At 38.4% G+C, this 23,161-nt stretch carries 18 protein-coding genes; 6 read left to right on the forward strand and 12 right to left on the reverse strand.

All coding sequences use genetic code 11. The annotated features are described in order from the left end of the window. Positions 1-12: 12 nt before the first annotated feature. Genes G592_RS0111015 through G592_RS0111030 form a run of 4 tightly spaced genes read right to left on the reverse strand, consistent with a single transcriptional unit; the run spans position 13 to position 6,863 of the window. Positions 13-1,218 (reverse strand): hypothetical protein, encoded by a 1,206-nt coding sequence (locus G592_RS0111015; RefSeq protein ID WP_028247869.1) that lies wholly within the window; start codon positions 1,216-1,218, stop codon positions 13-15. A 27-nt stretch (positions 1,219-1,245) separates the two neighbouring features. Continuing rightward, positions 1,246-2,079: a hypothetical protein gene (locus G592_RS16355; RefSeq protein WP_051194887.1), complete on the reverse strand. Its 834-nt coding sequence runs from the start codon at positions 2,077-2,079 to the stop codon at positions 1,246-1,248. Between the two features lie 6 nt (positions 2,080-2,085). Next, positions 2,086-3,321: a DUF5716 family protein gene (locus tag G592_RS0111025; RefSeq protein ID WP_028247870.1), complete on the reverse strand. Its 1,236-nt coding sequence runs from the start codon at positions 3,319-3,321 to the stop codon at positions 2,086-2,088. Between the two features lie 8 nt (positions 3,322-3,329). After that, positions 3,330-6,863 (reverse strand): DUF5717 family protein, encoded by a 3,534-nt coding sequence (locus G592_RS0111030; protein WP_028247871.1) that lies wholly within the window; start codon positions 6,861-6,863, stop codon positions 3,330-3,332. Between the two features lie 170 nt (positions 6,864-7,033). Between G592_RS0111030 and G592_RS0111035 the strand changes: the two genes are divergently transcribed. Then, positions 7,034-8,122: a pyridoxal phosphate-dependent aminotransferase gene (locus tag G592_RS0111035; RefSeq protein WP_028247872.1), complete on the forward strand. Its 1,089-nt coding sequence runs from the start codon at positions 7,034-7,036 to the stop codon at positions 8,120-8,122. Between the two features lie 186 nt (positions 8,123-8,308). Here the strand turns inward: G592_RS0111035 and pgmB are convergent, their stop codons facing one another. Genes pgmB through G592_RS0111070 form a run of 7 tightly spaced genes read right to left on the reverse strand, consistent with a single transcriptional unit; the run spans position 8,309 to position 16,894 of the window. After that, on the reverse strand, positions 8,309-8,944 hold the full coding sequence (gene pgmB / locus G592_RS0111040; RefSeq protein WP_028247873.1) for a beta-phosphoglucomutase: 636 nt from the start codon (positions 8,942-8,944) through the stop codon (positions 8,309-8,311). 1 nt (position 8,945) lies between these two features. Continuing rightward, positions 8,946-10,703, reverse strand: a complete 1,758-nt coding sequence (locus G592_RS0111045) for a glycoside hydrolase family 3 protein (RefSeq protein WP_028247874.1) — start codon at positions 10,701-10,703, stop codon at positions 8,946-8,948. Positions 10,704-10,714: 11 nt separating this feature from the next. Beyond that, a complete protein-coding gene (locus tag G592_RS0111050; RefSeq protein ID WP_028247875.1) occupies positions 10,715-12,190 on the reverse strand; it encodes a family 78 glycoside hydrolase catalytic domain in 1,476 nt (491 codons plus the stop codon). Beyond that, complete coding sequence (locus G592_RS0111055; protein ID WP_028247876.1) at positions 12,187-13,167, reverse strand: ABC transporter permease; 981 nt, start codon at positions 13,165-13,167, stop codon at positions 12,187-12,189. The genes G592_RS0111050 and G592_RS0111055 overlap by 4 nt, the downstream gene beginning before the upstream one ends. A 16-nt stretch (positions 13,168-13,183) precedes the next feature. Beyond that, positions 13,184-14,338: a substrate-binding domain-containing protein gene (locus tag G592_RS0111060; RefSeq protein WP_028247877.1), complete on the reverse strand. Its 1,155-nt coding sequence runs from the start codon at positions 14,336-14,338 to the stop codon at positions 13,184-13,186. A 56-nt stretch (positions 14,339-14,394) separates the two neighbouring features. After that, positions 14,395-15,375: an ABC transporter permease gene (locus G592_RS0111065; RefSeq protein WP_028247878.1), complete on the reverse strand. Its 981-nt coding sequence runs from the start codon at positions 15,373-15,375 to the stop codon at positions 14,395-14,397. Between the two features lie 10 nt (positions 15,376-15,385). Beyond that, complete coding sequence (locus G592_RS0111070) at positions 15,386-16,894, reverse strand: sugar ABC transporter ATP-binding protein (protein WP_028247879.1); 1,509 nt, start codon at positions 16,892-16,894, stop codon at positions 15,386-15,388. A gap of 171 nt (positions 16,895-17,065) precedes the next feature. On the opposite strand from G592_RS0111070, the gene G592_RS0111075 reads away from it, so the two are divergent. The 5 genes from G592_RS0111075 (at position 17,066) to G592_RS0111095 (ending at position 22,233) form a co-directional block, all read left to right on the forward strand. After that, positions 17,066-18,121, forward strand: a complete 1,056-nt coding sequence (locus G592_RS0111075; protein WP_028247880.1) for an AraC family transcriptional regulator — start codon at positions 17,066-17,068, stop codon at positions 18,119-18,121. A 261-nt stretch (positions 18,122-18,382) separates the two neighbouring features. Further along, the gene (locus G592_RS0111080) at positions 18,383-19,423 is read left to right on the forward strand and encodes an iron-siderophore ABC transporter substrate-binding protein (RefSeq protein WP_028247881.1); all 1,041 of its coding nucleotides are present in this window, start codon (positions 18,383-18,385) and stop codon (positions 19,421-19,423) included. After that, positions 19,410-20,411: a FecCD family ABC transporter permease gene (locus G592_RS0111085; RefSeq protein ID WP_028247882.1), complete on the forward strand. Its 1,002-nt coding sequence runs from the start codon at positions 19,410-19,412 to the stop codon at positions 20,409-20,411. Before G592_RS0111080 ends, G592_RS0111085 begins: the two co-directional genes overlap by 14 nt. Further along, positions 20,408-21,424, forward strand: a complete 1,017-nt coding sequence (locus G592_RS0111090) for a FecCD family ABC transporter permease (protein ID WP_028247883.1) — start codon at positions 20,408-20,410, stop codon at positions 21,422-21,424. Before G592_RS0111085 ends, G592_RS0111090 begins: the two co-directional genes overlap by 4 nt. Beyond that, entirely contained in the window at positions 21,424-22,233 is an 810-nt protein-coding gene (locus G592_RS0111095; RefSeq protein WP_028247884.1) for an ABC transporter ATP-binding protein, read from the forward strand. The genes G592_RS0111090 and G592_RS0111095 overlap by 1 nt, the downstream gene beginning before the upstream one ends. On the opposite strand, the gene G592_RS0111100 is transcribed toward G592_RS0111095, so the two are convergent. Continuing rightward, positions 22,196-23,146 carry a helix-turn-helix domain-containing protein gene (locus G592_RS0111100; RefSeq protein ID WP_159430873.1) on the reverse strand — a complete coding sequence of 317 codons (951 nt, stop codon included), beginning with the start codon at positions 23,144-23,146 and terminating at the stop codon, positions 22,196-22,198. The two genes, G592_RS0111095 and G592_RS0111100, sit on opposite strands and share 38 nt — an antisense overlap. Positions 23,147-23,161 lie beyond the last annotated feature (15 nt).

A 23,161-nucleotide genomic window follows, 5' to 3' on the forward strand; every position in this document is an offset into this window, starting at 1 on the left:
ATGTCGCTCCTTTCAAGCCTTTATTTTTGTGCTGGCACTGGTTCCGCATAATTTGTCCACGGATTTGATAATCTCCTGTATCTCAGGGAGATAATGCTCGTGTCTGGTCATCAGCCTGTCAATTTCATCTCGTTCTTCCTGAACGATTTTGCGATGGTCTTCAAGTCTGTCTCTAATCTTCTTTCTTCTTACAACCAGTCTGTGTCTGCAATCTGACATATCCTGCTTGTTAATCAGAGCATTGACCTGATTCATCCAGATCTTATCATCTGCAAGACCAATACTTCCAAGAATTCTCTCAAGCTTGTCACTGTAGAATTCCAAATCATCGTTATTTTCAATATATCGCTGCTGATCTCTGACTTTGTCCTGGTACTGCTCCCAGATATACTGAAGCTCAGCTGCGGTCTTTACATAATATTTGTCCTTTGAATACTCAATGCTGTTTGTAACATTAACATACTTCATACGTTCTACATTCAGCATGCTAATGGCCTGATTAAGTCGGATGAGAGCCATCCGGGATTCCCTTGTAATGGTATTCTGACGCAGGAAAATAATAAATCCACTAACTGCGCAAATAAACAATACAAGATAAATCCATAAAGAAATATCAACTGTAGCTACGCTGTACATAACATACAGTAAAATTAACAAAGTGGTAAAGGAAGTCAGTACGGCGATGGCCATACGTCTAAAGATTTTTCCCTGAGCCAAAAGCTCTTCCCTTTCAATTTCCCATCTGCTTTTTTCACCCTCAAGATAAGATAGACTCTTCTTGAGTTTAGCCTGATAGATTTCGTCAGAGGCAAACCTGTTAATAATCTCAGGCATATCCTCTTCCTCATCAGCTATGACGGTAAACTGCTCATCGGAAATATTTCTTGTGATGTTTCGAGATTCAAGAATATTTTGCTCCAATTCGCATATACGTGATGCAGTGGTTCGCAAATCCTTTGCGGTGTCTTTAGGAAGATTTTCTATCGCTTTAATATCGTTAAGATATCTGGTGACAATTCTGTATTCCATCTTCTGGCGTTCCATTGCCTTAGTGGAAGCGATAATCTGCTCGCAGGAATCAAGAATATAGTGTTCAAGCTTCTTAGGGTCCTCCCAGCTGTCTATATCCTCAATTTGAGAATAGACTCTGTTGAATGCGTCATCAATCTTGGCTGCCCTAATTTCTTTTTTTGTTTTGCGTTTTGTAAAAAATCCCATAGTAAAATCTCCCCAATGAATTACTAATTATATTTTACAATACTTAATATACTCGTCTTTCCAGTTCTTTACTACACTACTAACAGCATTTACTGTCCCTTCTCGTTTATAGTCATCATTAACAAGTTCGTTTATAGCCCTGTCGAACTCTAAAATATTTTCATTGGCTGTGGCTGTAGATACTGTACTTAAAACCTGATCCACATTCTCCTTTGAAACAAGGTATTTTGATACATACTGGTCAAAGGCTAATTTATCCTTCGCACATCTTGCGGCGTACAAAAGACAATGAAGGCTTTGCTTTTTCTGATTGCGCTTGTAGGCCTCGTCGAAACACTGCATTGCTTCTGTAAAAAAGAATAATCGTGAAAAGGCGCAACCTAAATTGTGATAAACATCTCCCTCCACTATCTTAGGCATGGTCTTTGCCACATCATCTGCAAGGAGCGTCTCATACTCATAGATAGCATCAACCAGTTTATCCTTAGCCATAAGTCTGTCAGCTCTCAGCTTCTTTCGCTCTGCCTCAGATTTATTTTCGAAGGTGGCTATGATAGCTAAAATATCTTTTATCTCTTTGTTAGAGGCATAACCATTAGAACCAAGAATATGTCCAACAAAGATGTGAAGAGGTGCATTGTTCTGAACTAATCCCTGAAGCTCGGCAGCAAGCTTTGGCTCTTTAAGTTCTCTTCCAACCCAGTTGCAAAGCTCCGGACTCATCAGTTTCGAAGAAAGCAAATAAACGTTGTTAAGAATATAATAACTTAGCTCCTCCAAAGAATAAACATTAAGAGCAGCCTCTTCGATATAATATGGCGTTGCTGATAACGCATTTTTGCAATAGATTAATGTGCTCATATATTCCTACTCTGTGGTAATAGTGTGTTCCCAGCTCTTGCCAGATGCTGGTGATATTTCTCCAAATCCCAAATCTGTAATGGTGATTGAGACAGCCACATCAGAAACCGGCCTTGCCTCGATACGAAGACGGGTGGTTCTGTTTTCACGTTTTGGCATGTCTGTAAGCTCCAAAACCTCCGAATGTGCTTCCCTTGATTCTGGTCGCTGGATAAAGAATTCTATTTCAGGCTCTCCGTCCAGGATTACCTCGCATTCGCCTTTAACGTCATACCAGCTTTCACCGGCATCGATTAAGGTGAAAAACTTCATAACATTGTTTTCTAATATTTTAATTGAAAGATTAAGCTTTAGGTCGTTGTCTCCAATGTAGATAAACGGCCAGTCTCTCTTTCCATCCTTTATAAAGCCGCCGTAGCAGGCGCCTTTTGAATAAAGATTCTTGCCAAGGAATACCTTTCTTCCCTTGCAAAGATGGGAAAGACTCACCTTCATCCATTCTCCATCAAAGCCATCTCCCACCAGATAAACTGATGAGTAAAGGTTGCTTCCAAATGTGTCTGAGATAACCTCATCAAAAAGCTCATCCCTGTTATCGGTGATTTCACCGTGATTGGTAACATTAAGATTAATCAACTGAGGGCGTGTAGTCTGATTACGGTGAAGTGTGCAGGACACCATATTGGTACCGCTGTAATCAAACAATGCCACGTTGTAAAGAAACAGCTCAGGCTTCTGTGACAGTGCATAGTAATAGAAGCATTCACTTCTGTCTATAAGCATCACATGGTTTTGATCAATACCAAGCTTTGAAGCCACATGATTCATCAGCTCCATCACCTCAAGATTAATCTGCTCCACGCAGATAACAAGCTTTTCCACCTCGCTAAGGGCAGCCATTGGCCCTGGAATGGAAAACAGTTTCTTGAAGAAAATGGTAAGCAAATCTCTGGCGCCATAAGTGTCAGAATCGATTACTATCTGACCGTCGCGAAGGGCCAGGTTAAAAAGCTCCTCAACAAGAACGGCTTCCTTAAGCCTGCTCATCTTGATAGCTTCCTCACCGAAGAACCACTGGCCCATACCTATTCTCTTGGCCAGCACAGTAGGGATGGAATAATTTTCCTCACCCAAGATTGTGCTTATAGTAGCAGGCTCATCCATATTCGAATTGTAAATGCTAAGAACTGTATTCCTTGAACTAATATCAATTCCTACATATGTGCCCTCTGTAGTTCCCATAAAACTCCTTAAATAATTGAAAATAAATCTCTGGTCACAGCATCAAGTCCCTGATAAATCTTCACATCCTCAGCCAGGTCATAAACTTCGTTGTAAAGGCTGTGTCTTGCGATACGATTCATCAGTGCGTATCTGCCCTGAGTCTGTTCAAGCTCATCACTAAGTACAAATGTCTCAGATTTAAGTGGCTCGTCTGAAACATCATCTCTGTAAATTTCGTATTTCAGCTCGTCACCGTAGAACAGGATAAACTGTTTTACATAAAGACCGTCGTACATTTCAATCATATCTTCTTTGACAGCTGGTGAGCCGTTTACAGAGTAGATAATATCAACTGCTTTGCGCTTGTCTGTATTAAATTCGATGAAATGCTTGTCATAAAGGTGATATTTAATCTTAAGCTTCTCATCGCACTTTGCAAAAAATCCAAAGTACTGATTGCGAAGGATGGCATCTGCAAGAAGAATATCAAGCATCGTGTAATCATCCTCGTCTAAATCTGTACCAGTACACAGGTATTTCAAAAGAGCAATTCTCATACTCTCAGAAACATTGAGCCCCTTCTTAAATCTGTTGTAAATATATGCAAAAATCTTCTCAGGAATCTCTGCCTGATTAGCAAGATAATCGTGAGCCTCGTAATTAAGGAATGCCTCCACCACCATCTTGTTGTTCTTGCGGGACACGTATGTCTCAAAGACATCCATAATCTTTGGACAAAGGAAATCCCTGTATAGAGCCTGGGTGATAATTCTCTCCCCAAACTCCACAACATCCTCGCCCTTTTCAAAGGCACTTTCGTAGATTGAAAGCATCAAATCTGTAGGACCTACGAAGAATTGTACAAGGTAGCGAATCATGTCTGAATGGATGTATCCCTGTGAAATAAGTCCTGCTGTAAACAGAATCAGGAAATCATCTGATTTCTCTGGCTCCTTGTTAATCATAAACTGGCAAAGCTTTGTTGCTGGAGCAGGCTTTAGCAATGAGGAATTAGTGTGCTTTAACATGTAGTAAGCTTCCTCATATTTGCTCCTGACAATAAACACTTCAAGCACTGCTGCTATAACCTCAGCATTAAGAGACTTTAAATCTGCCTCCTGCATAAAATGTTTTTCCAAAACAGCTTCCCTGTTATTGAATCTAAGGATTTCAATGAGCTGAGGATAAATCTTGTCCAGATAGTCTGTAGATATCTGTTTTGATTCCATGATAAGCTCTGCTGCCTCAGCATCTGCAGATGAATAATCCTTAGTGTTTGAGCTATGAGCAAATCTCATAAGTGCGTAAGGCAGATTAAGAGTAGAAAGCTCTTTTAACTTTTCAGTGTAGCCCTCTGTGTTGATAATGTCCTCTGTAAAGTAGGCTTCATCATCCACAAAAAGATAGCCATTGTTATCCTCGAAGAGAACAACTCCTGTACTGCCAATGTAATTAATGTATGCTTTGTGATCAGAAATATTGGCAATGGTAGGCGCCTTAAATTCCTCCTGATACAAAAATACTCTTCTGATATCTGGATTGATAACCGCAAGCTTTTTCTTGAAGGAAAGCTCTGATATAAGACGAGCCACCTCTTTATCAAAAATACCAAGCTCCATCAGGCGCTGGTAACAAACTGCAAGATTGTCATCTAGACGACCTAGCTTTAACTGCTCCAAAGCAAATGATTCTATAGCACTCTCGTAATGCTCATAAGTGTCATAGTCCTCATCCTTGTGAAGGATAATGTTTGCGTAAAGCAATGCCTTTTTATCATAAGACAGATTGCTGTTGTATTTGAAGAACATGGTAAGAAGCTGTGGCAGCTTATCTACCGAGTAAGCTGGAAGCGCCTCCATATATGCCTCGAAGATACCTGACACATGAAGATTGTGCTCAATGGCCATTCCAAACCATTTCAAGAATTCTGGCTCAATGTAAGGAGCTCTTAAAAGGTAAGTGACTATAGCCAAGAGAAGCTTCATGTCTGGATATACTTCGTAACACTCCTCCAAAATAGGCAATACCTTTGGATTGTAATTGCGCTCTGTCTCCAGAAGATGAATCATCTGGATGGCCATATCTTTATTGATAGCCTTTTTCTTCTTAGCCCAGTTTAATACCTTGATAGTGAGCTCATCAAAGCTTGAAATGAGGTATGGATCCTGAAGGAAAATGTAGTAGGCCTCGATGTATAAAAGAGGTGTATCCCATCCATCATCTACCCATTTTCCAATCTCTCTCAGCTTTGCTGTAGGATTCTTGATGTATTCCTTTCGAAGGAACAAAAGGAACCAGAAAATATGAACATCTCCGCGATGCTCTCTAAAGATGCCTTCGATGTTTTCTGTAAGGCGATCCACGTAATCTTCTTCACGCTCGATAAGTGTACAAATGTAGAGAAGGAATGCCCACTCTCTGCTGCCCTTATCCTCGATGCTGCGCTTTAAATCCTGGATAATCCAGAGTGCTTCCTGCTTTTGATTGTTAGTCACATATAAAAATGCCTTTACAAGAAGTATGAAATTGCTGCTGCCAACTTCGTCAGAAAGACTGTTTATAATCTCAAGAGACTCGGCGCACCACTGGCTGGTGGTAACACGGCGAAGTCTGTAATCTTCGTATAAACGAAATGCCTTTAAAATCTTTTTGTTGTGAGAGAACTCCTCTGACTCTAATGACACGCCCTCTTTATCTGCTGTTGCAAGGACTGTAATCTCCTTGTGGATGTCTCTATAGTCGAAAGAAATCTTTGCAAAATTGATTCCGGCGTGCATCTTATCCTTGTGGATGTAGTAGCTCATATTGAAAATGGAGCCAAGGAAGAAATCTCCAGTAATGTGCTCCTTTTCAACTGAGATGAAATCTGCATCGCAAGTGACAGTGATATCGATGAAGCCCCATGTAGAACGGCTGATTTCTATCTCGCCTTTAACATTTCCTTCTACCTCGTAGTATGAATCCTGTCGCTCCTCTAAGTTGAAAGTCATCTTTGCTTTCAGTCCGCAGGATACTAAGAACTCATCTACATTTACAGCTGCGATAGGTGCAGCTTTAAAGCCTCTGTAAAGAAGCTTGGTGCGTTTGTCCTGATCTGAAATAAACTCTGCGAATCTGTCTGAATAAAACAAAGAAACAGCTTCCACAAAATGATTCTGCGCAAACTCTGCATATTCCTGAAGTGTGCGAATCTGACCTATGCTGCATGTCAGTGGACGTTTTACATAGGTAATAGAAAATGGCAGCTTCTTTTCCATGCCTACAGTGACAATGATGAAATTGCCCTTGAGACATTCTGAAGCTTTGTAATTGTAATCATCAACAAGATAATCGATACGAACACTAACACCATCAAACCACGGATTAGTGATACGAACATAAGGATTATCGCAGTAAACCACACCTCTTGCCTTAACATCATTTGTACTCTTAAAATATATGCTGCCCGAAAAGGCATCATTAATAAAGCAGGTTTCTTCTATCTGCTCTGATTCAAACTCAATATTTGGTTTTAAGTCGTCGAATTTATCTTCGGAAATACGATAGATTCTTTTTCTCAAAACATTCTCCTCTTTTATCATGTGGGTAATACTAACCCAAGCATATTATTTATTAGTATAGCACAACATATAGTGTTTTCAAACGTATTGGGTGACAAAAATATGGATAAAATACAGACTCAGTGCTATTATATAAGGCAAGAAAATTTTAACCTTTAAGGAGGCTTTCAATGATAAAGCACAAGGATCATTTTCATGGAAGTGATTTAGAAAAAATAGAGCAGATTTACGGCATAAAAAAAGAGGACATCATTAGCTTTTCTGCAAATGTTAATCCCCTGGGAATATCTCCTAAGCTTAAGGATGGAATTGCCGCAAATATTGACTGCATCACATCTTATCCAGACAGAGATTATGTAGAGCTCAGAAAATGCATCGCAGAATACTGCAACACTGAAACAGAAAACATCATCGTAGGAAATGGTTCTACAGAGCTTATCTCACTTTTCATTCAGATTGAAAAGCCTTCAAAAGCTTTAATACTTGGACCTACATATTCAGAGTACGAAAGAGAAATCGCTTTAGGCGGCGGAAAGAGCATCTACTATCCTCTTCGCGAAGATAATGATTTTGTTTTAGATGTTGACCATTTCATCAGCAAGCTTACAGAAGATATTGACATGCTTGTTATCTGCAATCCTAACAATCCTACAGGAACAGCAATCAACAATCACGATATGAGAAAGATTCTTGATGCCTGCAAGGAATGCGATATCTTTGTTATGGTTGATGAGACTTATGTGGAGTTTGCAGAAAACATCAATGAGGTTTCTTCTGTAACTCTTACACGCACTTATTCAAACATTGCAATCCTTCGAGGCACTTCAAAGTTCTTTGCTGCCCCTGGTCTTCGTCTTGGTTATGCAATCTGTTCCAACACAGATTTGATGCAGACTATCAACCAGCGCAAAGATCCTTGGACAATTAATTCAATTGCAGTTGTTGCCGGAAAGTTAATGTTTTCAGATAAAGAATATATCGAAAAGACTCGTAATCTTATTGCGACTGAAAGAAATCGTTTATACGATATTTTTGATAAGAGCACACGTTTTAAGCCTTACTGGCCACATGGAAACTTCATGCTTCTTCGCATCTTAGAAGACGGCCTTACCAGCCAGGAGCTCTTCGACCGATGCATCAAAGAAGGTCTCATGATTCGCGATTGTTCTACTTTCCCATATCTGGGCGAGAATTACATTCGCTTCTGCTTCATGAATCCAGAGGATAATGATAGACTTGCTGCTCTTCTTTTGAAGTAGATAATATTTGAGCCTGCGGTTCCGCAGGCTCTTTTTAATCATATGTAATCACTTTTGCCATGTCTAACTCTCTCCTTTTACAATATATAAATACATTTTGCTCCATAGATTCGCTTAACGCTTTGTTCTCCTGTCGAGTCTGTTAATCGGTCCAATGTTTGTGTCCTCTGTACTTGTATAAGGGTATTATACTAAATCGATAATTTCCTTAAAGCTATTTATTTTATATTCTGCCTTGTCATAACTGCTAGCACTACCTATTCCTATGCTGTGAAATCCACCAGCTACTGCTGCGTCAATTCCAGCTTCGGCATCTTCAACAACAAAACAATTTTCATTCCTTAATTGAAGAATACCGGCAGCCTTAATGAAAACCTCTGGATTAGGCTTTGACTGAGAAATTATTGTTCCATCAGATATCCCATCAAAGAAATCCAAAAGACCAATGCGGCTTAAAATCAGCTTAGTGTTTTGGGATGATGAACCAATAGCAAGCTTTAAACCTTTTGCTCGAAGTGCATTTAAAGTATCTGATACCTCTGACGATACATCCCTTTCTGTCATTGATGACAAAAACTCTTTATATAAATCATTTTTCTTTGTCATCATCTCAAGCTTTTCTTCATCTGAATACTGCCTGTCAGCTTTCTCCAGAATTATCTCCAGGCTGGCAGCTCTGGAAACACCACGAAGTCTTTCATTTATTTTTCTATCAAAATAAATCCCCTCATGGTCAGCCATTTTCTTCCAGGCCTGATAATGATATTCATCAGTGCTGCAAATAACACCATCTAAATCAAATATAATTCCCTTGATTTCCATTTTATATATAGTCCTTTCCACATAGTGGGTCTACCGGGCTGATTCCCTTGAAGCTTGAGCGGCCCATAAGTTTATCAATACAAGCAGTAACAAATTCCTCATTGCCACTATAAGTATTGATATATGTTTTCATCATTGGTGCATCAAACAGATGATATGGGTATGCTGTAGAAACCATAAGCATAGGAATTTCGCTGGCATGCCATGGAGCGTCATCTCCCAGTCCAAACAATACGTTCCAGTTTAGTCTGAGTGTTGTATTATTTGATGCATTCTCCATGTTGCATACATACAGATATAAATCATAATCAGCCTTCATATCTGCAACGCTTCTGTACATTTCATTCATAAGAGCCTGCTTTTCTGGAGTCATTCTGCTTGGATCTGCAAAATCCATTACAGAAATTCGAGTACGTCTGTCTCTAACCTTGACTTCAAAGCCTTCTTCTTCTAGTTTTTCCTTCCACATCTTTACAAAATCGCTATTTGGATCATCATTTCTATCGATAACATTCAAATAAATGCGCTTATATTTTTTTGCAGAAAGTGGAAGTAAACTTTCCTCATCTCTTACGAGTGTGATAGCCTTATCTGCAACTTCCTTAGCCATCTTTCTATGCTCTTCACAACCTACTACAGCCAAAGCATCTTTGCCTGGCACAAGAGTTCCTTCTGCCTGCTTTTTGTGAAGACCTAAAGAAGCCTTTGTAGCAAGTATTCTAAGAACTGCTTCGTCTAATCTTTCTTCCTTAAGGATTCCATTTTTCACACCATTCATAAGGAATCCATAATCCTCTTCTAAGCTCTTATTGAAAAGAATCATGTCACATCCATTTTGGATAGCAGTAGGAATTGCAAGTTCCCTCTTCATAGCAGCTGTAAATCCAACCATAGGTGTAGCATCTGTAGAAATCAAGCCATTAAATCCCAGCTGCTGTCTAAGCAATTTGGTAAGTAATTCATAAGACAATGATGCAGGAAGTAACTGTTTTTCTCTTGAAGCACCATTATCGTATTTACGAACATAGGCAGGGCAAGCTATATGGCCAACCATAACTGTCTTAGCCCCCTTATCAATGAGTGACTTATATACATATCCAAAGGTCTCATCCCATTCCTCTACAGAAAGGCTATTTATGCTTGTAAGAATATGTTGATCTCGCTCATCGATACCATCTCCTGGGAAATGTTTGATAGCAACTGCCACATTATTCTCATCAGCACCATCCATGTACCTAGAAGCAAAGTCAACCACCATCTGTGGATTGTCTCCAAATGTTCTTACATTTGTAATTGGATTGTGAAACTCCTTGTTAATATCAACGATTGGTGCAAAAGACCAATTCATACCAAGAGCTGCACCTTCTTTGCAGGCCACATATCCCATTTTGTAGCCATATTCGCTATCTGCTGTTGCAGCTACTGCCATAGGCTTTCCAAAGGATGTTCCCTCAAAAGCCAAACCATCTCCTCCTGCCTCAGTATTGGCAGCAAGAAGAAGTGGAACCTTGGCGATTGATTGAATTTTTCTGTGAGTGTTCTGTATCTCCTCGGCTCTGCCACTTCGATACATCATACCCCCTACCTTTATATCTCCTACAATGTGGTTGAGGACTCCATCATCACTGCTGAATCCCATTGGACAGAATACCTGTCCACACTTATCCTCGAGTGACATCTCGCTAAAAGTAGATTCAATCCACTCTACAGCCTCATCATCTAAATAAAAGGGATTTCCCTTAAAATCTATCTTTGACATTTATAACCTCGTTAATTACAAAAATATTTTCTTAAGAAATATGTAGGGCCACAGCTCCATGCGTGACAATAGCTGTTAACTATTGTTCCGCCATAAGGAGACTCATTTGGATTCTTAGGATTGTATAATTCCCAGAATGTATCTGCCCCTTCCTTAAGCATTCCACCCCAGTATTCTTCCATTTCCTTTAAAGCCTGATCCTTTTCACCAATCATAATCAAAGCTTCTATAAAGTTATGGAACATGTATGGTGTAACCATTGTTAGAGCACTTTCTTCCTGGCGCAAACGCTCAATAAGCTTAACAGCGCCATTTCCTTCTACAGCTCCACCAAGAATCATCCATACCTGAGATGCATAGGATACCTGTCGGTCTGTACCAGAAACATATAGCTTCTTTTCCTCATCAAATAAAAAGCTATTAGCTGCTGATTTTAATTTAAGATAGTCCTGGGCATACTCTTCTTCTGCCATTACATCTCCTGTAATCTGAGCAAGCTCAATTGCTGCCTCCAAAGCATAAAGGAATATTCCCTGGGCACTAGCCTGCTTGTTAAGCATAAGGTTCCAATCTACAAAACACCAACCTAGCTTATCGGAATCCCTTACAACATAGTTTTCATCAAGATTTTCTTTTGCCAGCTCAATTTGTCTTTTACATACATGCCACAAATCATTTACAGCCGAATCATCTCCTGTTTGTCTGTAATAATCTAATAATGTATTGATAAAAAACAAGGAGTAATCAAACATGAAAGTGTCATCCACCTCTGGCTCTGGTTCAAGGAATATGCATGCTCCCACTCTATCCTCATCGTTTGTAAGAGCCCCAAAAAGATACAGGCACTCCTTTACTAAATCGTAATTACGATATGTCTCATAATTAGCCAATGCTTGCATTCTTAAATCGCCAATCCAAAGACGTCTATCTCTCTTTGGACCATCTTCAAAAACCAGCTGCATACAATCATGAAGAGTTTTGATAGCAACTCTATCAAGATCCTTGTGTAACTGATTATCAGAATTAAGTGGAACAAGCTTAGAATCGTCAGCTGAAGATTCGCTAGTGCACACCACATTGTCCAAATAAAGCTTGAATTTATCACTTATATCTAAAACTTCAATTTTTACATATCTAAATGAATATCTTCTTTCTAGTGACACTCTTGATGGAATAACATCTACGTGAATCTGCTCTTCCTCAATCCATGATGCACTTATCCATCCTTTATATTCAGCAGGATTCTCGTATAACTCGATTTCTCTTTCTGCAAAATGAATCTTGAGGAAAGCAGGCGCATCAGCATGAGAACCGACTGATTTCAAATCGAAAGCTAATCTTCCCACCTGGTGGTCACCAAAATCTATTATTATGCTATCTCCCTTTGAAAGATACTGGGTCTCTGTCATATTTATAGGACTTACATCCGTATAAATCAGCTTTGGCATGTGGTCAAGCGCTGTCTTTAATAATTTTTCATTTCTCATCTTTTAAATAATCTCTTTATCACGTTAATATTGTTTAAATAAATCAAAAATACCACTAGAAGTACGGCATTTATAATTGATTGCATGGAAGCTGTTACTTGATTTGAAAAAACAGCAAATGTGGAATTCAAAAGTGACATGCAAACTGCCGCAAGCAAAAATCCCATTTTTTCATTACAGTACTGGCTGATATATCCACCAATAAACATTGGAAGAAATGCTGTGAACATGATTGCGATACTTCCGAAGTTTAGCTGTCCACCATTGATTGTTGTGTTTCTTGCAGCATTTAAAAATCCTACAAGTCCCATTAATGCTCCGCATATTCCATAGCAGATCAGCGCATTTTTCACTTCGTTAATACCAGTGTTTATTGAAACCTTCTGTCCACTTTTCAGAGCTGCGTAATCATATCCGAATGTTGTCTTTTCAAATACAACAACCATAAATATGAGCACCACAAGAATGATAATAAATGCATAAACCCATGTATTAGCAAAAGCAGACATAGATGAATTCTGCACCTCTTTCATAAGGTATTTTCCACTTGTGATTGTATACATGATTCCCTCATAAATAAGAGTCACACCAAGTGAAGTGATAATAGGTGGTAAACGCAGTGCAACGTAGATAGCTCCCGAGATTAATCCCAATAAGCATCCCACAGCTACTGTTACAATAAGCATCATCGCTGCTGAGCCTTTTCCACCAGCAAGAGCTGAATATGTTATTTCAGCTCCAATTACTGATGAAAGCGCTGCCATTGAACCAAGTGAAAAATCAAATCGTCCACTATTTAGATTTATAGAAAGAGCCATTGTTGTAATCATGACAATTGCTGTGTAAACAACAAAATTATCAAAACTCTTTGCATTTGTAATAATATTTTGTCCCTGTGTAAGGCAAAGTCCCTCAAGTATTGCTGCTACTAAAACGGGTATTGCCAATGAATGTATTATCTTCTTAAGGGTGCTCATAATTGCCTCCAAAAAACTATTTTGACTCTACAAGAGCCTTTACATCATCATAAGTAACTGCATCACCTATGATTGTATCAAGTGATTCCTTATCAAAAATTGGTGTATCTCCGTTGTCTGTTACATAATATTCGTTGAACGAATCAACATCTGTTGCTACAAGGTATCCCTGGCTTAATGAAACTGCATTTCCATCATTGTCACGGATTACATTTCCATTTACTGCATTCATAACAAGTGCAAATACAGGTCCAATTGATGAAGAATACTTACCAGCCAGATATGTAAGTGTTCCATTTGTCATAGAATCCAAATTCATTTCTGTAAATGAATCAATATCAGCAAACTGAATATCATTCTGAGCTAATGTCTGAGCAAAGAATGTTGTAGCCATACCAACTGATAAGAAAGCTTCTGGAGCCTTCTGGATTGCCGCATTAAGCTCATCTGTAGTTGTATCACCATAGCCCTGAAGGTAAGCAACTACCTCTACATCACCTTCAATCTTTGATGGGTCAACAGCCTGATCTCCAAAAATCTGACCGATCATGCCGTTCATATCATCTGTTCCACCGTATGTATCACCAAGTCCTGCAATGATTCCTGCAGCACGATATACATGCATTGGATTTGGAATAAATGCACCGTAAATTGCAACTGTGCTAATTCCCTGCTCTTTGTAGTACTCCCCCATAGCCTTTCCAGCTTCAAACTCTGTTTCGTTTGATGGTCCAATCTGGCCTACAAAATGCTCATAACCCTTGTACTGTTCGTACTGCTCATCATCAAGAACACCAGATGCAATTGCATAGTAAACACCATATTCTTCACATGTCTCAATCTGCTGTGCTCTATCTGAGCTTGAAAGAGAAATGATTGCGTCATATCCCTTAGATGCAAACTTCTCAATTGCAGCTTTCTCATCTTCTGCACTTTCAAGAGCATCTGTATATTCGAAAGTTACGTCATAGTTGTTCTGAATATACTCTTCATAATAGTTTCTGAAACCAAGAGCTTCCTCGCCACTTACATCAGCTACTAGGACACCAATTTTAACCCCGTCCTTTGATGCAGATGCTGTGTCATTAGAATTTCCGCATCCTGCCAAAACACTAGCGCTCATCACACCAACAAGTGCTAAGCTAATAAGTTTTGCAAATCTTTTTTTCATCTTCAAATCCCTCCATAATTAACCATTATTTTTAACTGCCAAAGCAGTTAGTACCTTTATCTTGGCAATGCCTGAGTACGGTAGTTCATACTTGTTATGTATACAACTGCCATAAAGAATAAAGCAGATATCACCTGAGTAATTCCATATGCCGCGCTACTATCAATAACAATTTCCAAAATGTCGTTCAGTAGCATGTAGGAAAATCCACCAATCAAGGCTGCATAGATTTTTGAACGAGGGCCACCTGAAATAGGCATTCCTCCAAATACAATTGCAATAAAAATATTCATTCCAATGCTTGATGCTGTTTGTGTTGTAACTGATGGTGTATAGGTAAGAGTAAGAAATGCCCCGAGACCTACACCAATTCCTGCCATCGTAAATGCGATAATTGTATACTTGTTTGCTTTAATTCCTGTAAGTGAAGCACATAGTGGATTACCACCTATAAACTTCATTCTTCTACCAGTTTTTGTTAACTGGAAAACATAGAAACAAACTGCAAAATATATAATTAAGAGCATTGCTTTAAATCCGGTTCCTGAATAAGGCTTTACAACGCTTGACGGAATACTGATTCCACCGAGAGCACCACCATCTGTTGTAATAATCTGAGATGCTATTGCAGACAAAACTGACATCATAGCAACAGTTGTTACGAATGCAGGTATGTTAAATACTGATGCCAAAACTGAATTAAACAATGAGCATGCAATACCTGTTGCAAACAAAACAAGAATCATAAGCGCAAGGCTTTCTGTCTTGTTGTAAACAGTAACACCAAGGGTCGCTGCAAAAAGAGTAGATGCACCAAGGCTGATATCAAATGTTCCTAAGGTATAAATAAAAATTGCTCCTGTTGCTACAACCGCAAGAACTACCGCCTCGTTGAAAACGATTTGTAAATACATATCAAGCCTATAGCCGTATGTTTGAATAACTCCGCAAAAGATAAAAAACAAAGCAATAAGCGCTACCAATGGCAATGTAGCTATAAGCATTTGAGTATTTTTGAATTTCTTAAGTTTACTCACAGCGTACCTCCTATATCATGTAGCCAATAACGTCTGCTTCAGACAAATCTTTGCTACGATTGAATTCTTTTGTTATTTCTCCGTCCTTCATAATCAGGACTCTATCGCTCATTCCCAACAATTCTGGAAGCTCTTCACTTATCATAAGAATTGCTTTTCCTTGTTTTTTAAGCTTTATCATCAGCTGATACATAGCCTGTTTTACGCCGATGTCAACGCCACGTGTTGGACAATCTAGAATGAGAATTTCACTCTCGCATCCAATCCATTTTCCAAAAACAACCTTTTGCTTGTTTCCACCAGATAACTGGCTCACCTGCTGATTCATGTCGCTACACTTTATGGAAAGATCATTAACCTGTTTCTGCACATAATCCTTCTCATTCTTTTCTGTAATAATGCCAGCGTTATTTTTGAAAATATTCATTCCTGCAATAGCGATGTTGTCTTTAATGCTGGCTTCCAAACAAAGGGACTTTGTATCTCTGTCCTTTGATACATATCCAATCTTTTGAGATACAGCATTATGACAGCATTTGATTTCCTTGCCAGATTCTGTAATCACCTGTCCACCATCAAGTTCCAATGCTCCGAAAAGAGCTTCCCCTAAATAGTGCATTCCACATGTTGAAAGGCCCCCGATTCCAACTATCTCGCCTTTGTGGAGACTGATGTTAACATTCTTTAATTTGTCGCCGTAATTGATATTCTTACCTTCTAATGCAACCTCTTCCTGAGAAGTAGCTTCGAAGTCAGTTCTGTAATAATCCCCCTGAAGCTCACGTCCGATCATGCTTGTTCGGATTAAATCGTCATCGAATTCTTCTTTTTCAAATGTTCTAATCAACTTACCATCACGAAGCACTGTCAATGTATCGCAAACAGTAGTGATTTCTTCTAAATCGTGGGAAATAAAAATAACTGATTTATTCTCTCTTTTAAGTCTTTTGATAAGTCCATACATCAATGTTCTTCCATCATGTGACAATGCTGTACTAGTCTCATCTATTACTAAAATGTCAGGCTTTTTCATCATGACTTTCGCAATTTCAACAAGCTTTCTTTCCTGGAAATCAAGACTTCCCATTAAGTCACTAGCCTTTACATTTTTGATTCCAATTTCCTGTAAAACTTTACCAGCTTCTTCATAAAGCTTTTTCTTATCAACAAGTCCAAACTTATTTTTAAAAAGCTTTAACTCTGCTAAGAAAATGTTTTCCGCTACAGTTATTCCAGCAATAGTACCGCTTTCCTGAACAACCATACCTATTCCACCCGTTAAGGCATCTATCATGCTCTCTGGATTCCACTCTTTGTTCTTGAAAATCATTTGTCCCTCATTTGCCTTCTGCATACCAGCAGCTATAGAGGATATAGTTGATTTTCCCGAACCGTTTTCTCCAATAAGACCTCTTACCTCACCTGGATAAACTGTAAGTGAAACATCATCAAGGGCTATAACGCTACCAAACCTTTTTGAAATATTTTTCATTTCAAGTATTGGTTCACTCATAATCATCAACACCTTTCTCCTTACTTAACTTGCAAGTTGATTATAGAATCATTTTTGCCCTTTAATAATTAACAATATTGTTCAACTATATTGACCTATTTTGATGTATATGAATTATATGAAATATATTTTTGATTTTTTTTGACATAGAACCCTTTTTGAGCTATCATCATCTTCATGGACGCAAAAGCATTAAGACAGCATATCTACGATATGACGGAAACAGAAAAATTCTATAAAGAATATTACTTAGCAAGAAGCAATCAGAAAGAACTTAACAAGTTTCTTGCTAATCTGAATATGGACGAGGTTTTCAAAAAGCATTTGTTGATTTTGGAAATAGAGGAAACCATTCCCGAAGTTTTCGAGGATTCATTTTTCTTTGACTTGTCAAATAACGACAGTATTGTTGTGCAGAAGCACGAAAGATATAGTCCTGCCATTGAACATAGTCATACTTTCTTTGAAATCACTTATATTTTTGATGGACAATGCACCCAGGAAATATCAGGAAGCACTATCAATATGCGAACAGGAGATTTTTGTATTATTCCTCCAGGTATTAAGCATTCTATTTCCATTTTTGACGACACAATTGCCATCAATATTATGCTTAGAAAAGATACTTTACACTCCATGTTTTATGGCTTTTTGAATACACCAAATATTCTTTCATCATTCTTTCTAAACAATATCTACGCTAAAAAAGCAAATGATTATATTATGTTTAGAACCGGAAGTGACGAGTCCTTAAATATATCTTTTATATGGATGTTGGCGGAAAGCACAAACAAACAAGAATACTACTATCAAGCAATAACCAATACTCTGCTATTAGATTTTTACATGATTATCAGAAACTACTCTGAATCAGTACAAATGCCCTTGTTCGACAGTAGAGTTGATGTTCAAAGATACGCTCTTATTCAATACATTCAGGAGAATTATAAAGAGATTACTCTTTCAGATTTGGCTAAGAAGTTCCATTACTCAAATGAATATACCTCGCGTTTGATAAAGGAATTGACTGGCATGAATTACACTGAGATTCTTAGAACTGTAAGAATAGAACACTCACAGGATTTGCTTGCAAACTCCACTATGTCTGTAGCAACAATAGCAGAGGCAATTGGATATGATACTGCCGAACACTATATTCGACAGTTTAAGAAACATACAGGCATGACGCCATCAGCATTCAGAAAACAATCTGCATCAACCAGAAATAGATAATTCGACTTAACAAGTTCTGGCTCAATTAGGTTGAACGATAGTCACTATTCTTCCAAGAACTTCTTTCAATTTCATTATTTTCTGATTACTGCCCTACTCTTTTCAAAAATCTTTTGTTTGAGATATGTTTCCTACTGAATCGGGTGCAGAAATTCTTAAATCAGTCGTGATGTTTGACATGACTAACTTCCTATGGTAAATTTCTTTCACATTGTTAGTTGATTCTAACTTTAGATAGATAAGATATGGAGGATTAATTTAATGAAAAAACCATTACTAGCTTTATTGTTATCTACTTCGATTTTTGCATCATTTATTGGTTGCGGTTCTACATCACAGAAAGCAGAAGCAGCTACTTCTGAGACAACAGCAGAAGCTGATACTCAGTTTCCACTTACTATTAAACACGCTTTTGGTGAGACAGTTATTGAAAGTAAGCCTGAACGAATTGTAAACCTTGGATGGGCTAATCAAGATACAACACTTGCACTTGGTGTAGTTCCAGTTGGTGTGTCTGCAGCAAATTATGGTCTTATGACTGAAAATAAACTTCATCCTTGGACTGATGATGCTTTCAAAAATTTAGGTGAAACTTCTCCAAATGTTTTCAATGATGAAACTGGTTGGGATTACGAAGCCATTGCTGCCTGTGAACCAGATGTTATCATTGCTTCTTACTCTGGATTCACCGAAGAGGAATATAATCTTCTTTCTGAAATCGCTCCAGTTGTTCCTTTCTTGGAAGTTGCATGGAAGACAAACTGGCGTGAACAAACTATTACAAACGCTACTGCAATGGGACTTAAAGAAGATGGTGAAAAGCTTGTAGAACAGACTGATGCATTGATTGCAGAAAAGCTTGCTGACTACCCTGACCTTGAAGGAAAAACTGCTGGTTACTTCTGGATATCACAAGATGATATGAGTACATTTTATGCATATCTTCCAAATGACCCACGAGCTTCTTATCTTAATGATTTAGGCTTGGCTACTCCAGAAAGCATTCTTTCTTTGGCAGAGACTTCTGATGATTTCTCGGTAACTATTTCACGAGAAAAAACAGATATGTTAAATGACGTAGATATTATGGTTGTGTATGGTGATAAAGGACTTTTGGAAGCACTTCAGGCCGACCCACTTATGAGCCAGATTCCTGCTGTAAAAAATGGTGCAGTTGTATTAATTGATTCAACAACAGCCTTGGCAGCAGCAACAACTCCATCAATTCTCTCTATACCATATGCAGTTGATGATTATCTTAAAGTATTAAATGAGGCAGCACAAAAAATTGAAGCAAAATAATAAGATTAAAACAATAACTTTAATAGGAATATTATTACTGTTTATATCAGTTATCTTGTCAATAACCTACGGAGCAAAATCCGTAGGTTTATCTGATGTTATAGATGCATTACTTGGCAGAAATCTTGAAGACTACAATGTGAATGTAGTTCAGGCACGACTACCTCGCACACTCTTTGGAATTATAGCTGGTGCGTCTCTTAGCATTTCTGGTGTATTGATGCAGTCTATTACCAGAAACCCAATAGCTGATCCAAGTATACTCGGGGTTAACACTGGTGCCTCCCTTTTTATAGTATTTGGAATATCATTTTTTAATATTCAATCCAAGCTATCATATATTGGACTTGCCTTTGTAGGGGCGCTCCTCACTTCCATATTTGTTTATCGTCTGGCAAGTCTTGGTTATAGTGGGGCCACGCCAATTAAGCTTGCTATTTCTGGGGCAGCTATTAGCACCGCTCTATCCAGTCTTATAAGCATAATTGTTATGCCAGATTCCAGTGTAATGACATCCTTCAGATTTTGGCAGATAGGCAGTATTGGCGGCACATCTACTGATGACATCTTATTGCTTCTCCCATTCACTGTTTTGGCTATCGTGGTGAGTTTTCTTCTATCAGACAATCTGGACACAATGCTTCTTTCAGAAGAAACTGCAATAGCTCTAGGACTAAACATTGGTCGTACTAGAATTTTGGCAGCTCTTTGTGGCGTATTATTATGTGCTTGCACCACAGCACTAGCAGGACCAATTAGCTTTATCGGTCTTATGATTCCTCATCTTATCCGCTCTTCTATTGGATCCAGCCACAAACCACTTATTATTCTAAGTGGAATATATGGTGGTGCTATTCTTATTATCTCAGATGTGCTTGGACGAATCCTTGGCGCTCCAGGTGAATTGGAGTCTGGAATAATGACAGCACTTATTGGAGCTCCAGTATTTATTTACATTATTAGAAAGGCGAAGCTTCAGAGCTTATGATAAAAAACGAAATCATTTTTCACGGAATAAAAAAAAGACAGAAACACTACCATATTGCAATCTTTATAATGTTTGTTATCCTTGCAATACTTGTTTGTCTCAATGTTACAATTGGCGAGAAAAACTATACTCTTGCCGAAGTAGTAAGCATCATTTTAAATGGTGAAAACAACTATATCATAATGAAGCTTAGGTTACCTCGAACTATAGCAGGTATTTTTTGCGGAATTGCCTTTGCCATTGCAGGAAACACATTTCAGACCCTTCTTGGCAATCCACTGGCAAGCCCTGATATTATCGGAGTTTCCTCTGGATCAACAGTAGCTGCAGTTTTCTGTATTTTATTTTTGAATCTAAACAGAGGGATTGTCTCTATCATCTCCGTTGTTGCCGGATTACTTGCAGCGTTTACAATTTACAAGCTATCCTGTAAAAATGGATTTTCTAACAGCAGGCTTATTCTCACAGGTATTGGGGCCCAGGCATTCTTTACAGCCCTTATAAACTGGATGGTAATGCGAGCTGCAGAATATGATGTTCCAACAGCCATGAGATGGATGGCAGGCAATCTCAACGGAATCACAACAGATACACTACCTCTCCTTGTGATTGTGGTAATCCTTGCTTTTGCGATAATGATTTATTGTAATCAAAGTATCCGGTCTCTGGAATTAGGCGAACGATATGCCACAATCCTAGGAGTAAATGTTAGTGTAGTTAGAACACTCCTCATGTTTTGCTCTGTTGTGTTGATTGCATTTGCTACCTCAATCTCTGGTCCAATTGCTTCAATTGCTTTTTTATCTGGACCAATTGCGACCCGTATATGTTCAAACAACCAAACCAACTACACGTCCTCAGCATTAATTGGAGCAATTCTTGTAATAGCAGGAGACTTTATTGGACAAAATCTTCTTCCAACTAGATATCCAGTTGGAATTGTTACTGGACTTCTAGGAGCTCCATACCTTGTATATCTTCTAATCAGACAAAATAAAGGAGGCGTAATTTAGTGAAAGCCCATTCTCTTAAAGCTGAAAATTTAGTTGCCGGATATGGCGACGATATCATATTAAACTCTGTGAATATGAAAATTCCAGAAAATAAAATCAGTGTCATTCTCGGTTCAAATGGAAGTGGCAAGTCTACTATGCTTAAAACCTTCTGCAGACTTTTGGCTCCAAAATCCGGCTCGATTCTCCTAGACGACAAGTCTATCAATTGCATTAGAAGCAAGGACATTGCCAAGTCCATAGGATTACTTCCACAGGATTCTATAGCACCAGCTGGAATCTCTGTAGCTGAGCTTGTTGCCAGAGGACGCTTCCCTTACAGGAAATTTATGGCACCTCTTACAAAAGAAGATTACATCGCAATTGAGGAAGCTATGGAAGCAATGAATATATGTATGCTTGCAGACAAAAGTGTAGATGAATTATCAGGCGGGCAACGTCAACGTGTCTTTATTGCCCTAGCACTTGCCCAACAGACAGATATCCTGTTTTTAGACGAACCTACAACTTACCTAGACATTGCTTACCAAATAGAAATACTTGATCTTTTAAAGGATTTAAACAAAAAGAAAAAGACCACCATTGTGATGGTCTTGCATGATATAAATCTTTCCAGCAAATATGCTGATTATATTTTCGCCATGAAAAATGGTCATCTTATCAAAGAAGGCGAACCAGCTGATATTATTACCCCTGAAACTATCAGGGAAATCTATGGACTTGAAAGTGTTGTTGTGACAGACCCTGTCTCCAACAGTCCTATGATTATCCCTATAAGCTCTCACGATGAGATTTCTGGAGTTTCTTAAAGGCTCCTGGGGATAAACCACACCATTTTTTAAATGCATTATAGAAAGCAGTTTGGCTATGATAGCCGACTGCTTTTGATATTTCTTCAAAGGTATCCGAATCGTTTAAAATGAGCCATGCCGCTCTACTCATCCTAATATTATTTTGAAAATCCCAAATAGTCTGTTTGTAATAATCTAAAAAACCATACTTCAGCTTTTGCTCACTTATACCCACTTCCTGCGCCAACATGGGAATAGTTTTAAATTCATATGCCGAAGACATAATTATCTCATGAACCTGATTTATCTTGCGCAAATCTTCTGAATTAATCTTTATGTCTCTGGCCCCAGCTTTGATAGTGCGCAGGCTTTTATCCCCTTCTGCGCTGAAAAGCTTTCGTGATGGTGGACTAAGAAGTAGTTCTACAAGCTCCACAGCCGCTGCCTGGGCTATATGCTCTGTCATAATCCTATTTTGCATATACCCTTCCAGTTTGGACAAAACGGCAGTAATCTCTGGTATCAAGATTGTATATCTGGTATTAATTCTAAAAAAATTAAACTCGGAAATGCTCCTGCCAATAGAAGGTAAAAGACTATTCACCAAATAATCGTAGTTAATAGAAAATTCTATTCCTTTAAAATGTTGCTTTGCCCTCCATGCACCTATTCCTCTATCCATTTTTTCTAAGGACATAAATGACGATGGAATTGATTGAGCTATTATATCCCCATCTTTAACAGAATACGTCACTCCTGCATAAATAATTCCAAAATGCAAAAACTGAGTGTCATACTGATATTCAATAGAAAAATCATCCTCTATTAAATAGTCACCAATCCCGCATTGGATTGTATCAGGATTTCCATAGCTTACTATCGTTCCCAATGAATCGTTTTTATAGATTGTAAAGCCATCTTCCTCGTTCACATATTTAATCCTTGC

Origin of the sequence: Pseudobutyrivibrio ruminis CF1b (assembly GCF_000424005.1) — a bacterium.
Lineage (GTDB): Bacteria > Bacillota > Clostridia > Lachnospirales > Lachnospiraceae > Pseudobutyrivibrio > Pseudobutyrivibrio ruminis_C.